The organism is Thalassolituus sp. UBA6592 (assembly GCF_002433655.1).
Taxonomy (GTDB): Bacteria; Pseudomonadota; Gammaproteobacteria; order Pseudomonadales; family Oceanobacteraceae; genus Venatoribacter.
In genome coordinates this window covers 46,918-60,588 of sequence record NZ_DJIO01000115.1, presented here as the reverse complement: position 1 = coordinate 60,588, position 13,671 = coordinate 46,918, and the positions used below count along the sequence as shown (strand labels likewise).

The 13,671-nt window shown below is 54.2% G+C and carries 12 protein-coding genes; 8 read left to right on the top strand and 4 right to left on the bottom strand.

Translation table 11 applies throughout. The features are described 5' to 3' along the window. Both B2Z72_RS11100 and B2Z72_RS11095 read left to right on the top strand, forming a co-directional pair. Positions 1–292: GTP-binding protein (locus B2Z72_RS11100; RefSeq protein ID WP_297004802.1), on the top strand; the 292-nt coding region annotated here is incomplete at its 5' end. Between the two features lie 3 nt (positions 293–295). Further along, on the top strand, positions 296–925 hold the full coding sequence (locus B2Z72_RS11095) for a DUF1826 domain-containing protein (protein ID WP_296985067.1): 630 nt from the start codon (positions 296–298) through the stop codon (positions 923–925). 14 nt (positions 926–939) lie between these two features. Here B2Z72_RS11095 and B2Z72_RS11090 read toward each other — a convergent pair whose 3' ends face one another. Beyond that, on the bottom strand, positions 940–1,548 hold the full coding sequence (locus tag B2Z72_RS11090; RefSeq protein ID WP_296985065.1) for a DUF3299 domain-containing protein: 609 nt from the start codon (positions 1,546–1,548) through the stop codon (positions 940–942). 251 nt (positions 1,549–1,799) lie between these two features. Between B2Z72_RS11090 and B2Z72_RS11085 the strand changes: the two genes are divergently transcribed. The 5 genes from B2Z72_RS11085 to B2Z72_RS11065 all read left to right on the top strand — a co-directional run bounded on the left by B2Z72_RS11085 (position 1,800) and on the right by B2Z72_RS11065 (position 9,836). Continuing rightward, positions 1,800–3,140, top strand: a complete 1,341-nt coding sequence (locus B2Z72_RS11085; RefSeq protein ID WP_296985061.1) for a hypothetical protein — start codon at positions 1,800–1,802, stop codon at positions 3,138–3,140. Between the two features lie 124 nt (positions 3,141–3,264). Next, positions 3,265–5,361: a TonB-dependent receptor gene (locus tag B2Z72_RS11080; RefSeq protein ID WP_296985058.1), complete on the top strand. Its 2,097-nt coding sequence runs from the start codon at positions 3,265–3,267 to the stop codon at positions 5,359–5,361. A gap of 35 nt (positions 5,362–5,396) precedes the next feature. After that, on the top strand, positions 5,397–6,086 hold the full coding sequence (locus B2Z72_RS11075; RefSeq protein WP_296985056.1) for an ATP-binding cassette domain-containing protein: 690 nt from the start codon (positions 5,397–5,399) through the stop codon (positions 6,084–6,086). Further along, positions 6,080–7,729: an ABC transporter permease gene (locus tag B2Z72_RS11070; protein ID WP_297004799.1), complete on the top strand. Its 1,650-nt coding sequence runs from the start codon at positions 6,080–6,082 to the stop codon at positions 7,727–7,729. Before B2Z72_RS11075 ends, B2Z72_RS11070 begins: the two co-directional genes overlap by 7 nt. 103 nt (positions 7,730–7,832) lie before the next feature. Next, positions 7,833–9,836 carry an alkyl/aryl-sulfatase gene (locus tag B2Z72_RS11065; RefSeq protein WP_297004796.1) on the top strand — a complete coding sequence of 668 codons (2,004 nt, stop codon included), beginning with the start codon at positions 7,833–7,835 and terminating at the stop codon, positions 9,834–9,836. Between the two features lie 12 nt (positions 9,837–9,848). Here the strand turns inward: B2Z72_RS11065 and B2Z72_RS11060 are convergent, their stop codons facing one another. Genes B2Z72_RS11060 through B2Z72_RS11050 form a run of 3 tightly spaced genes read right to left on the bottom strand, consistent with a single transcriptional unit; the run spans position 9,849 to position 12,313 of the window. Then, a complete protein-coding gene (locus B2Z72_RS11060; RefSeq protein WP_296985044.1) occupies positions 9,849–10,856 on the bottom strand; it encodes an AraC family transcriptional regulator in 1,008 nt (335 codons plus the stop codon). Positions 10,857–10,916: 60 nt separating this feature from the next. Further along, positions 10,917–11,375: a YbaN family protein gene (locus tag B2Z72_RS11055; protein ID WP_296985041.1), complete on the bottom strand. Its 459-nt coding sequence runs from the start codon at positions 11,373–11,375 to the stop codon at positions 10,917–10,919. A gap of 56 nt (positions 11,376–11,431) precedes the next feature. Continuing rightward, positions 11,432–12,313 (bottom strand): LysR family transcriptional regulator, encoded by an 882-nt coding sequence (locus B2Z72_RS11050; RefSeq protein ID WP_296985038.1) that lies wholly within the window; start codon positions 12,311–12,313, stop codon positions 11,432–11,434. Positions 12,314–12,443: 130 nt separating this feature from the next. Between B2Z72_RS11050 and B2Z72_RS11045 the strand changes: the two genes are divergently transcribed. Next, on the top strand, positions 12,444–13,661 hold the full coding sequence (locus B2Z72_RS11045) for an MFS transporter (protein ID WP_296985036.1): 1,218 nt from the start codon (positions 12,444–12,446) through the stop codon (positions 13,659–13,661). Positions 13,662–13,671: the final 10 nt, after the last annotated feature.

The following is a 13,671-nucleotide window of genomic DNA, read 5'->3' as shown; positions in this document are numbered from 1 at the left end:
CGGTCAGTGGAGCCAGGCTGGCGGGATTGCTCACCATGGTTTTGCCGGTATGTTCTGGAAGGCGGTTCCTGAAGAACGCTGGCCTGAAGACGAAGAATCCGTCGCATATATAAAGGAAAAATGGGTCGAGCCCTTCGGTGATATGCGCCAGGAGTTAGTGTTTATCGGCCAGAATCTGGATGAGGATGCTATCAGAAGCGAGCTCAATGAATGCCTTCTTACTGACGATGAGTTGGTTGAGGGGCAGGAAGCCTGGCAACGGTTGCCCGACCCTTTTCCGGTCTGGAGCTGAAACATGAACAGTGCGCAAGAAATCGTCCAGTTACCGTCGATGCATTCAGGTGACGACTGGAATGCTTTAACGTACATCTACGAAGATTACATCAACCTGGCCGTTAGCCGTCAGGTGATTCAACCTTCGACAGCACTGCAGCGGGCAACCGATGCCCTGCTGCAGCAGGTACACACTCCCGCCCTGAGAATCAGTGGTACGGCCGCAGAATGCCGTGATTCGGTTTTGCAGGCCTTTCCGGATTCCACCAGCATCATCGCCCTTGCCGATACCGTGTATCTGCTTGCCGATGCTTTCTCCACCCTGTTCGATCTGCAGCGTGTTGGTCTGCGCCTCGACCGCCCTGATAAAGCCATGTGTCCACGCTTTCATGTCGATCGCGTTCCGGCAAGAATGATTACAACTCTGTCGGGCGTGGGGACAGAATGGCTGACCGAGAGTGCAGTCGACCGCTCGGCACCGGGGCGCAATCTGCACCGTCCGGGGAGCGAAACACAGCAGCTTAATACATTGGAAGTCGCCCTGATGAAGGGTGAAGAATGGCAAGGTAATGAACGACGAGGTTTGGTTCACAGGTCGCCCGACCTGAATACCGGTGAAAAGCGCCTTGTACTGACGCTGGATTTCGCCTGACTGAAAGCCGGTGCTTAACGCCGGCTTTGATCAAGGTAGGGGCTGATCTTATCCAGTTTCATACTGTACGCAGATTTGCCGACTTCATTTTCCTGCAGATCTGCCTGCAAAGTGCCTTCAATCCAGAAGGGATCGTAAATACTCTCCAGCTCAATCCCCTGAGTACTCTTTGCCAGAATTAACTGATTTGGCGGTGGTGGCGGCAGATGAATACAGGCGCCGAAATACGGCACCAGGAAAAATTCCGTCACCACCTGATTGTCATCAAATTCAAGCGGTACGATAAATCCGGCAATACGGATTTTCTGATCATCGAACTCGGCTCTGACATTGGTGGACTGCAGCGCCCGCTCCCACTCATTTTTCGGCGCAGTGTCTTTACTGCTGTCCATGGCCTGCCCGACAGCCGTTGCCATCTGATCTTCAAAAGAGCCTTCCTGCACATTGGCCAGCTCTTCCGGCGGATGAGACAGCGCCTCATAGTCTTCATCCGGCAGCAGGTCGGCGAATTCGATTTCGCTGTATTCGCCCCCGGTTTCTGCCGTGGCCTGGCCTGCAGCCAGCAACGCCATCGTCAGCGCGACCACTTTTAACCAACCATTAGATTGCAAAGACAAACTCAATCGCACACAAAACTCCGGATTTTCGATTAACACTATCTGCGGTCGTTTATACCACGGACGCTCACTGGCTTATATCGCCAGACGTTCAGAAAGGGTAAAGACAAAAGACGTTATCTGTTTGCTCTCTGCCTTCCCTTTACATCATGAATTGTTATGGTATAACATCACCTAAAGTTACACTATAACATATCAACCGGTCATCGGACCGGACCTGGTCATCTTGGTTCCAACTATTCAGACAGGACTTCCGCATGAATCCACGCTTTTCCCGCTCCGCCCTGAGTATCTTCATCGCTTCTGCAGGACTGATGCTGGCCGCCTGTGGTGGTGGCAGCAGTTCCGGCAGCAGCACAGATAACGCTGATGATAGCGGTGATCACACCCACGAAGAACACGAACATTCAGGTCGGGTACTGTTCTCTGAGTCTGGCAGTACGACGTTACAGGTGTTTGACCAGGCGGAAGAAATTCTGGAAACACTGGACGGCAGCGCAGCTGCCAATGGCCCGTCTCTGGTGTTGGCCGACAACGGCCTGAGTGCGGCAGTGGTTAATGCCAGCGTTGTGCAATTCGTCAATGCCGGTCTTCACGAAGAGGAACACGAAGAAGAGGAAGGGGCTGAAGAAGAACACGACGAAGAGGAACACGGGCACGAAGAAGCCAGCCTGATCGACTTCACTCTGTCCGGCAGCAGCGTTGGCCCGGTGATTACCTCCCGCGGTCATTTTTCTGTATTGGTGGATGGCGCCACGCATTTCGTCCCTACCGAAGATATTGAAAGCCTGACCAGCGAAGACGTAGAAAGCATAACCATCCCATATTCACAATCCTATCCTGCAGCAGTGCTGGATGAAGCAACGGAAACAATGCTTATCTTCTACAACCTGGACTCAACTTCATACTCTGCCATCACCGTAGACGGAAATGAGCCGGTAGCCGTGGAAGAGTGCTCCTCCCCATACCTCGCCGCCGAAAGCGAACATATCACCCTCTTCGGCTGTGGTTCCGACGCTCTGTACTTTATTTCTCAGGAAGGTGATTTTGATGAAATTCAATCGGTCACCCTGCCCGATGGTGTAAGCGCGTGGCCAACCCAGTGGATCACCAATGGCGACAACATAGCTGGCTATTCTGCCGGCCAGATTATGTCTCTGAGCACAGAAGAAGATGACGTCACAGAAACCGTTACCGTTACGGCGACTGATGTTACCGCTGTTATCTCACAGCAATTTACCCCAGGTAATTTCTGTACCGCGGCCTTCGCAACTGAAGAAAGCGATTACGCTGCAGTCGCCAGTGATGATGGCTTCCTTTATGTGATTGACACTGAAACCGACAGCGCCAGCCGTATTCAGCTGGAAGAATCCAACCCTGCGTCATTAGCCTGTGGAGACCTGTTTATTGCGCCTGCGGCTGAAGGTTTTATGGTTGTCGATAATGCTGCCCACCAGCTTTATGTCGTCGACAAACATGAAGACGCCAGCAACTTCCACATTCACAGCATCGTGGATCTGAGCAGCGACGTCTCTGACGTACAGGATATGGTGTTTATGCATGCCATCGAAGGTGGTGAGCACGATCACGAGCACTGATAAAACAGAACACTGAGTTCTGTGCGCCCGAGTTTATGACCGTCAGATGGTCATAAACGCGGGCTATTTTCGTTTATGTACAATTGTTTTTCTGAACAACTCCCTGTTAAAACCGGATACTCCCATGCTGAAAAAAATCTCTGTTGCCATTGCTCTGGTTAATATTGCTCCTTCCCTGCATGCTCACACCACAGAGCTGGATACTGTGGTCGTAAGCAGTGCCGGACAGGATGCCATTGCCGATGTTGCGCAACCGGTCACTGTACTGGACCGCGACGCCATTGATGAAAATCAGGGCGATACGCTGGGAACCCTGCTGGAAAATCAGCCCGGTATTTCCAATGCTTCTTTTGGCCCGGGTGTTGGCCGGCCAGTCCTGCGCGGCATGGGCGGCAGCCGGGTTAAATTATTGGTCGATGGTGTAAACAGCAGCGACGTGTCAGCCATGAGTTCTGACCATGCACCCATGGCCGATGCCAGCGCCTCAGAACAACTGGAAGTTATTCAGGGGCCGGCAACACTGCTGTACGGTGGTGGGGCAATTGGCGGTGTGGTTAACCTTATCGACCGTCGCATCAGTGAACAGGGAATGAGTGAGGCCGACGGCAATATCCTTGGTGAAGTGTCCGCATCCTACCGCAGTAACGACAACGCTCAGAACATTCAGGCACGCACCGATATGGGCAATGAAAACTGGGTGTTGCATCTGGACGGCTTCAGCCGCAGCAGTGATAACTACCAGACTGACGGTGAAGATATTGAAAATACCGACACTGAAAGTTCCGGTGGCAGTGTGGCATTAAGCCGTATCGGCATGCAGGGTTTTATTGGCATGAGTGTGTCAACGCTGAGCTACGATTACGGTGTGCCTAATGAAGAAAATGAAGATAACCGCGTACGCCCCGATCAGACCCGCTACGATATTAAAGGCGCCTGGCAGCCGTTAAATTCCTCCTGGCTGGAAGAGTGGCGTACCGAAATTAATTACACCGACTATGAACACGATGAAACCGACGAAGGCATGGTCGTTGGTTTATTCGATAAAGAAACCACCAGCTTGCAGACCCGCTTACGTCATCAGATGTTTGCTGGCTGGCAAGGCAGCATCGGTTTACAGGCCAGCAAACAGACGCTAAAGCTGTGTCATGATCACGGCGGTTGCAGCAGCATCCCGGATTACAGCGACTTTGCATGGGACGGTTCTCAGGGCGCCAACCTACTCAATGTCGGCGGATACAACTTTGCCCATTCCACACCGATGCCAGAAACCGACACCACAGATTTTGGCCTCTACTGGGTAGAAAAACGCCGATGGCAAAGTGCTGCCGCAGCAGACTCAGAAACCGGGGGGCTGGGTGGCACAGTCGAATTTGGCGCACGTGCAGATCAGAGAAAAATCGAACTGGACCCGGATACCATCAATCCGGCGCATCGCCAGCAGAGCAGCTATTATGACGACACACATTTCACACCGCTGACACTGTCTGCAGCATCAACCATTGAACTGTCTGATACACAGATCATTGGCCTCAGCCTGGCACGTGCCCAACGCGCTCCGGATGCAGAAGAAATGTTCTGGAACGGCGATCATCATGCAACCTTTTCCTTCCAGCTGGATAATCCGGATCTGAAGGAAGAAACCGCTTACACGCTGGATATTAACTGGCGCTATACCACGGACAGCGACAGTGTGCGCATTGCCCTCTACCACTACGAATATGAAGATTATATTTACAATGATCTGAAAGGTTTTGCCGATCCTCTGCATGGCAATTTTGTCTATCGTCATGAACAGGCAGATGCGCGCTTTAATGGTGGTGAATTCAGCTGGCAGCATATTTTTAATGCCAACTGGCATCTGGATCTGAATGCCGATTATGTACGCGCCAAACTGAATGATGGCGGCAACCTGCCACGCATTGCTCCGGCCTCAGCTCTGCTTGCCATTAACTGGCAACATAATCTGTGGCAGGCGCGTCTGGAAAATAAACTGGTGGCGGAGCAGTCCGACACGGCTGAAAACGAAACCAGCACCGACAGCTATAACATGGTTAATGCCAGTGTGAGCCGTGCTATTCTGCTGGGGGACCAGGAATTAAAAGTACGGGCAGCGGTCAACAACCTGACCGATGAAGTAGCCCGCAATCATGTATCCTATCTGAAAGAATACGCGCCACTACCAGGACGTTCTTTACAGTTAGGCGTTAACTGGTCGTTCTGAGCGAATAAAAACGGCTGAATTAAAAGGCAGTGTGAATGACGACTGAAAACGATAGACAGATTCTGGCACTGAAGGACGTGCGTTTCGGCTGGAAGCAGCAGAATCTTCTGCATATTCCTGAGCTGAGCCTGAGCAGCGGCGAATCTCTGTTTATCACGGGGCCATCGGGCTGCGGTAAGTCCACACTGCTGAAATTAATCACCGGACTGCTGACTGCCGACAGCGGAGCGGTCATTGTTAATGACCATGACCTGTCGCAGCTCAGCGCGTCAGCAAGGGATCGCCTGCGTGGGCAAACTATGGGAGTCATCAGCCAGACCCTCAATCTGCTGCCCTATTTAACCACGGAAGAAAATCTGCAGCTGATGCAGCACTTTGCCGGACAGAGCAATAACCCGTCGTGGCAACAGCAACTTTTAGAGCAGCTGAATCTGACGGATCAACGCAAGCAGATCGTCAGTAATCTCAGTACCGGCCAACAACAACGGGCGGCCATCGCCCGGGCACTGGTTCACCGCCCACCGCTGATCATCGCCGACGAACCAACCTCTGCTCTGGATGACGACAATAAAGACGCTTTTATGAAGCTGTTAATGAGTGAAGTAAAACAGCTGAATTCCACGCTCATCATGGTCAGCCATGATCTCAGCCTGCAACCGTATTTTACCCATACCGTTCATCTGCCACGCATTAACTCAGAGCAGAACGGAGCATCCGTATGCTGATCAAACTGGCTTACCGCAGTCTGCTGCAGAGAAAAACTGCAGCCATCATGATTATTCTGGCCATCAGCCTGAGTATGTCCGCGTTACTGCTGACACGCAGTTTAAGCAGTGAATTGAAAAACAGTTTTAATTCCTCAGTCAGCGGCACTGATCTGATTGTCGGCGCGCGCAGCCATCCCCTGCAGGTTCTGCTGTATTCCGTATTCCGTCTCGGCACGCCAACGCAGGCAGTCAGCGCAGAACGCTGGCAGACAGTACAGGAAATGCCACAGCTGCAGTGGAGCTTTCCGATTGCTCTTGGTGATTCTCATCACGGCTTCGCCGTTATAGGCACCACCAATGATTATTTCCGCCACTTTAAATACGGGCGCAAACAATCTCTTCAGGCTCAGCAAAGCATCAGTGATGCGCAGGGGATTGAATTCAGTCACCCGCTGGATGCTGTGATCGGTGCCACCGTCGCCCGCGAGCTGGGTTACAGTGTCGGCGATGAACTTTATTTAAGCCATGGCACCCACGCCACCAGCTTCCACGTACATAAAAATATATCCTTCCGTATCAGCGCCGTGCTGGCCCCCACCGGAACACCGGTTGACCGTTCTGTGCACGTGCCCATCGCCATGCTGGAAGCCGTGCATAACGAAAGCTGGCTGCACGCGCACCAGCTGGCTCATCACCATGAAGATGACCACGGACATGACATGCATGAACAGGCTGATGATGATCATGATCACGCCAGTATGGATGAGCATGACGAAGACCATGATCACCACGCTCATGATGCTGCTGAACACGATCACGAGGAGCATGATCACGCCAGTATGGATGAGCATGACGAAGACCATGATCACCACACTCATGATGTTGCTGAGCACGATCACGAGGAGCATGATCACGCCAGCATGGATGATCATGACGAAGACCATGACCACCACGCTCATGATGCTGCTGAACACGATCACGGGGAGCATGATCACGCCAGCATGGATGAGCATGACGAAGACCCTGATCACCACGCTCATGATGCTGCTGAACACGAACATACTGAACACAGCGCCGCTGCCATTGATCATATTCACTTTGCCGACCTGCCGGCCCCCGGCAAAGTTTCAGCGGTGTTTGTCGGTCTGAAATCCTGGCCACTGACATTTCAGGTACGCGAGCTGCTCAATGCCCCGGATCAGGAACCGTTAACCGCTGTCATCCCTGGCGTGGCACTGAGTGAATTCTGGCAACTGCTGGCCAATGCCGAAAATATACTGCAGGTATTAAGTGCTTTGATGCTGATTACCGGCCTGCTGGGCACAATCGCCATGCTGCAGGTCAGCGTGGCTTTCCGTCGCCGTGAAATCAGCCTGCTGCGTCTGATCGGCGCCCATCCGTTGTCGGTATTTACCCTGCTGGAACTGGAAGTGCTGTTACTGACAGCCTCGGGCTGGCTGCTGGCCCTGCTGATCAGCGGCCTCACTCAGACGCTGGCCGCGCCACTGCTGGCCGATTATTTCAGTCTGGTGGTCAGCCCGCAGTGGTGGCCGCAGCACACCCACTGGCTGATCCTTATCAGCCTCGTGCTGAGTGTGATTGCCGGCCTGATTCCGGCTCTGTCAGCCTACCGGGTATCACGCAACACCAGTTATTCCTGACCACACTGGCCTCAGCGGACAGTCTTCTGTCCGCCGGGAACCGGTTTCCTGTCACGGCGGCTCCTACACTGACTGCACAACAATAATCAGTACAGGAGCCGCCATGAGCGCTCATAAAACCCTTTTATTTTCCCTCGCCGGCCTGACCCTGCTGACCGGCTGTAACCCGGCAGCAACCACGCCTGACAGCCACGGACAAAAAGTTTCGGCCTATACCACCGCGGCCAATCAACAGCTGCAACAGCAGCTGCCGTTAGCCGACCAGCAGGATTTCAACGATGCCCGCCGCGGGCTGATCGCCAGCCAGCAGCCATTACGCGTCAGCGCTGAACGCAACCCGGATCAGAGCGTGTGGGATATGACTCAGTACGCCTTTATTCAGGGAGAGGCCCCGGACAGCGTCAATCCCAGTTTATGGCGCCAGGCAAAGCTGAATAATATTCATGGTCTGTTTGAGGTAACGCCGGGCATTTATCAGCTGCGTGGCTTTGATCTGGCCAATATGACGTTAATCAAAGGTGACAGCGGCTGGATTGTGATCGACCCGCTCACCTCGCGTGAAACCGCAGCCAACGCCTTCCGCTTTGCCATGCAGCAGCTGCAGCCGCGTTATCCGCAGTTAACCGGCATCAGCGCGGTACTCTTCACTCATCCGCATCTTGATCACTTTGGTGGCGCACTGGGGATTATTTCGCAACAGGAAATTGATCAGCGCCATATTCCGGTGATCGCACCACAGGGTTTTATGGAAGAAGCCACCAGCGAAAATATTATTGCCGGTAATGCCATGAGCCGCCGGGCGATGTTTATGTACGGTAAAAACCTGCCGCGTGATATCTGGGGCCATGTCGGCTCCGGACTGGGAAAATCACCGGCGTTCGGTGAATTCAGTATTCTGCAGCCTAACCAACTGGTGGATCATACACTGCAGGAAATGACCATTGATGGTGTCGATTTCCGCTTCCAGTACACGCCGGAATCCGAAGCACCGGCGGAATTCACGTTTTATCTGCCGCAGTACCGGGCCTTCTGTGGCGCAGAAGTGATGTCCCGGCATATGCACAACCTGTATACCCCACGCGGTGCCAAGGTACGTGATGCCATGAAATGGAGTGCTTATATCGAAGAAGCACGGCGCCTGTTTGCCGATGCCGATATTTATTTCGGCAGCCATCACTGGCCAATCTGGGGACAGGAAAATATTCAGACCTTCCTGAAACAACAGCGTGACACCTATAAATTCATTCACGATCAGACCGTACGCCGGATGAATCAGGGCATGACCGCCGGTGAAATTGCCGAAGACCTGAAAATGCCCGCCAGTCTGGCAACGGTTTTTTCCAGCCGCGGCTATTACGGCACGCTGAAGCACAATGCCCGTGCCGTTTATCAGGCCTATATGGGCTGGTATGACGGCAACCCGGCGCATCTTGATCCGCTGCCCGACACCGCCCGTGCCGCAGGCTATGTCGATCTTGCCGGGGGTGCCGACGCCCTGTACAGCAAAGCCAGCGCCGCTTTCGCCGATGGCCGTTACCGCTGGAGTGCCGAGCTGCTCAATCATCTGGTCTTTGCCCAGCCGGACAACGGCAAAGCCCGCGAATTACTGGCCAGGAATTATGACCAGCTGGGTTATCAGGCGGAATCCGGGCCGTGGCGCGATATTTATCTGACCGGGGCAATGGAACTGCGTGACGGTAAACCCGACAGCGGTATTAACCTGGCAACCATGAAAGAGATTTTCCTGCAGACACCGGTCAGCAACTTCTTTGATACCCTGTCGGTGAGGCTGAAAGCCGAAGATGCTGCCGATAAAGACTGGCGTATTGCCATCCGCTTTACCGACCTGCAACAGAACTATCTGCTGTGGATTGAAAATGCCGTGCTGCATTACCGGCCACTGGCAGAGAACGAAACGCCGGCCACCGATGCCACACTCAACCTGACCCATCCCCTGTTTGTCAGCATGCTGACCGGGGAAGCCGGCATTAAGGATACGCTGTTTTCCGATAACCTCAGCGTGGATGGCAGCACACTGGATCTGATCCGTTTCTTCTCACTGTTTGAGCAGCCGGATCCGGCCTTTGCCATTGTCCTGCCGGAATAATCGCCGCCGCACTCAGCGCCCGCGGCGGAACTGCCCGGGCGTCTGCTGAAACCAGCGCTGAAACGCGCGGCTGAAATTACTGCTGTCACTGAACCCCAGCCGCAGGGCCACCGAAGTAATAGTTTCCTGCGGCCGGCGCAGCCAGTACTGCGCCATTTCCCGCCGTACCTCCTCCAGTAACTGGCGGTAGCTGGTGTTTTCCTGCTGCAGATACCGGCGCAGCGTCCGCTCACTGAGATTGAAAACCTGCGCGATATCAGCCAACCCCGGCTCGCCCTGTTCCAGCATGGCCTGCAGGCTGTTACGGACCCGTTCCGACCAGCTGAGCGCGTTCATTTTATGCAGATACTGCTCAACCAGTGCTTCATTGGCCGCCGCCATCTGTTCATCACCGGGCAACGCCATGGCCGCCAGTTCAGAACGGCTGAACCACAGGCAATTGGTGGCCGCCGCAAAGCGCACCGGACACTGCATCAGCCGGGTCCAGGGCTGGCCACCAGCGGGTGGTTCACTGCGCAGCAGTTCGACTTCATCAAGAATGCGGGTACGGCCGGTCAGCTGGCGGGCAAAGGTGACGATGGTGGCAAAAAAACCGTCCACGGCCAGCGGACTGATGGGGACCCCGGCCAGTGGATCAATCACAAAACCGGTACGGGTGGCCTGATGCACCACACGGATATTCACCGTATTCGACACCAGCGCATGGTAGCGCCCCATTTTATCGATCACCTGCTGCATATTGCTGCAGCTCAGCATCAGCAGACCCAGGGCACGGAAATGCATGGGCTGTACATGAGCAGCCACCTGCAGGGCAAACGCCGGGTCAGCGGTTTTTTCTTCCAGCTGCTGCCACAGGCCGGTCATTACCTCAATGGGCACCCGGCTGTCGGGCTGGCGTTCCAGTTCCGTGAGATCCAGTCCGGCCGCAGCGAAAAACCGCTGCGCATCGAAACCGTTTTCCGCTAACGTTCTGGCGACCGCCAGAGGCCAGGCGGCGATGGTGGAATAAGATGAGCGCATACAATCATCCGGCGGCCGCGCCGCAGAAAAGAGTCGTTATTATTGTTATCGCGTACAGCGTCAGTGGCCGCTGCGGGCTTCCTTGGCGTCACTGAGCAGCAGTGTCGGTAAACGCAGAATATAAATACTGACCCCCAGACCAATCAATGGCAGCAGGATTTTAATCGTCAGCCGGTCGGTCAGCACAAACGCCGTCAGCATCATGGTGCTCCACATCAGGATCAGGGTGTACACCTTGGCCTTCAGTGGCATGCCCTTGCCATCCAGATAATAAATCACATAGCGGCCCAGTTTCGGGTGCTCCACCAGCCAGCGGTAAAAGCGGGGGGAAGTCCGCACAAAACAGGCCGCCGCCAGCAACAGAAAGGGGGTGGTCGGCAGTACCGGCAGAAAAATACCGGCCACGCCCAGCGCCACGCTCAGCCAGCCGAAGGCAAACACCAGCGAACGCAGCAGCGGCTGGCGGATAACGGCACGCATGGCAAGCTGGTCCGCCTGCACGGGTTGGGGTTCATTCATATCCATAGTCTTTATTATGGACCCGGGATGGCCATTTTCACATCAGCCGCCGCGCTTTATGTCTGCGCATTACTGTGTTCCAGCAAAAAATCCACAAAGGTGCGGTTGGCCCGCGACAGATATCCGCCCTGCCGCCAGGCCACCGACAGATCGAGCCATACCGGCTGTTCAAACGGCAGCGCCACCAGATCAGCGTCTTCGGCAATCACCATTTCCAGCAGTGTGGTGATGCCGAAACCATGTTTCACAATCTGCTTGGTCAGTGGCAGCAGGTTGGTTTCAACACAGATCTTCGGGCTGAAATCGTGTTCCCGGCACAGCTGATCAATCACTTCGCGGTGGAAATAGCCTTTGCGGAACAGCACCAGATCTTCCGCAAAAAAATCACGGAAGCGCACCGTCTTCTGGCCGGCCAGATGGTGATCCTGCGGCAGGATGGCCATCATCTGATCGCGCAGAAAACTGCGTGATTCGAGATCTTCCGGCGGCGTATCGGCGACAATGACGCCCATATCAATCTCGCCGCTGTAGATCATTTTCTGCAGCTGACGGGTACCCGCCTCCACCACGGACAGGCGCAGCTGCGGGTAGCGGTGGCGGAACGCCATCAGAATCGGCGGGAAGTAATAGGAGCCCAGCATACTGGGGATGCCGATACGCACCTCGCCGCGGGCCATCTCGTGCAGCTCGCGCATTTCCAGCTCGGCATCGGCCAGCGCCTGCACAATCTGTCTGGCGTGCGGTAACAGCACAAGGCCCTCATCCGTCAGACTGATGCGCCGCTCATTACGGTGGAACAGACTCAGTTCCAGCTCTTCCTCAAGTCTGCGGATCGCCATACTCACCGCCGGCTGGGCAACGTGCAGCTGCTCAGCGGCGGCAGTGAAGCTGCCGCTTTCAGCCACAGCAAGGAAGTAAGTGAGTGCCCTGGAGTCCAATTTGATTGCCCCTGTCGTTAGTACCGGCAAACTATAACATGATCTTATGGTAATTATAAAAACTATATATTTTTATGATCTTAAAAGCGGTGCTAATGTAGTGTTATTCTCAATACCTTGATGTATCCCCATGATCGATATCCGCTCGGCGGCCTTCTGGCGCGCAACCCTGGCGTTATGCCTGGGCTCATTTACTATTTTTTCTAACGTCTATGTGACCCAGCCTCTGCTGCCGACACTGGCAGAGCATTTTCATGTATCCCCTTTGATGGCGGGCTGGAGTTTTACCGTTACCACTTTGATGCTGGGCCTGTCTCTGCTGGTGTATGGCCCCCTGTCAGATGCGGTTGGCCGGCGTCCACTGATGATCTTTACCATGGGCGCGGCCACGCTGGTGACCGTGGCGATCTGTTTTGTTGAAAGCTTTCATGCGTTACTGATTCTGCGGGCACTGCAGGGCTTTTTTCTGGGCGGCTTACCCGCCATTGCCATCGCTTATATGGGTGATGAATTTACCAAACGCGCACTGGTCATAGCGGTTGGCTACTACATCAGCGGTAACAGTCTGGGCGGTATTGGTGGCCGTTTGATCGGTGGTTTTATGGGTGATATCGCCGGCTGGCAAAGCGCTTTTGTGTTTATCGCCATCATGAGTGTGGTTCTGCTGATTGTGTTTGCGCTGGCCCTGCCTAAATCACAGCACTTCACTGCCAAGCCATTACACCCGAAACAAATGCTGCGTGATCTCAGTGGTCACCTGAAGAATCCGGCGCTGCTGATTGCCTTTATTATCGGTGGTTTTAACTTCTTTATTTTCATTAACCAATACAGCTACGTGACCTTCGTACTGGCAGATGACCCCTACAATCTGCCGGCGAGCCTGTTGGGGCTGTTATTCCTGACCTATTTATCCGGCACATTCGGTTCTGCTATTTCCGGTAAAGTCGCACAGAAAATCCCGCAGCCACTGTGCATGGCACTGGGTATCAGCATACTCATGCTGGGCTCACTGGTGACGCTGCTGCCGGGCCTGCCATCGATCATTATCGGACTGCTGATCAACAGTTTTGGCTTTTTCTTTGCACACTCCACCTCAAGCAGCTGGGTCAGCCACAAAGCACAGGGCGCCCGTGCCAGTGCGTCTTCCCTGTACCTGCTGTTTTACTATACAGGTGCAAGTACCGGTGGTTTTTATCTGCATATCTGGTGGGATGCGTGGCGCTGGCAAGGTGTCGTGGCGGGCTCGCTGCTGGTATTAACCGGTACCCTGCTGTTGTCACTGAAACTGCGTCACTATCACCAGCCGGAAGAACACAACCATGTCTCAGGCGAACAGCAAACCGCCTGATAAGCCGATG

Bases quoted from the DNA above. Each gene is read 5' to 3' on its own strand.
- B2Z72_RS11095 (WP_296985067.1), top strand. From the start codon at position 296: ATGAACAGTGCGCAAGAAATCGTCCAGTTACCGTCGATGCATTCAGGT.
- B2Z72_RS11085 (WP_296985061.1), top strand. From the start codon at position 1,800: ATGAATCCACGCTTTTCCCGCTCCGCCCTGAGTATCTTCATCGCTTCT.
- B2Z72_RS11080 (WP_296985058.1), top strand. From the start codon at position 3,265: ATGCTGAAAAAAATCTCTGTTGCCATTGCTCTGGTTAATATTGCTCCT.
- B2Z72_RS11075 (WP_296985056.1), top strand. From the start codon at position 5,397: ATGACGACTGAAAACGATAGACAGATTCTGGCACTGAAGGACGTGCGT.
- B2Z72_RS11070 (WP_297004799.1), top strand. From the start codon at position 6,080: ATGCTGATCAAACTGGCTTACCGCAGTCTGCTGCAGAGAAAAACTGCA.
- B2Z72_RS11065 (WP_297004796.1), top strand. From the start codon at position 7,833: ATGAGCGCTCATAAAACCCTTTTATTTTCCCTCGCCGGCCTGACCCTG.
- B2Z72_RS11060 (WP_296985044.1), bottom strand. From the start codon at position 10,856: ATGCGCTCATCTTATTCCACCATCGCCGCCTGGCCTCTGGCGGTCGCC.
- B2Z72_RS11055 (WP_296985041.1), bottom strand. From the start codon at position 11,375: ATGAATGAACCCCAACCCGTGCAGGCGGACCAGCTTGCCATGCGTGCC.
- B2Z72_RS11045 (WP_296985036.1), top strand. From the start codon at position 12,444: ATGATCGATATCCGCTCGGCGGCCTTCTGGCGCGCAACCCTGGCGTTA.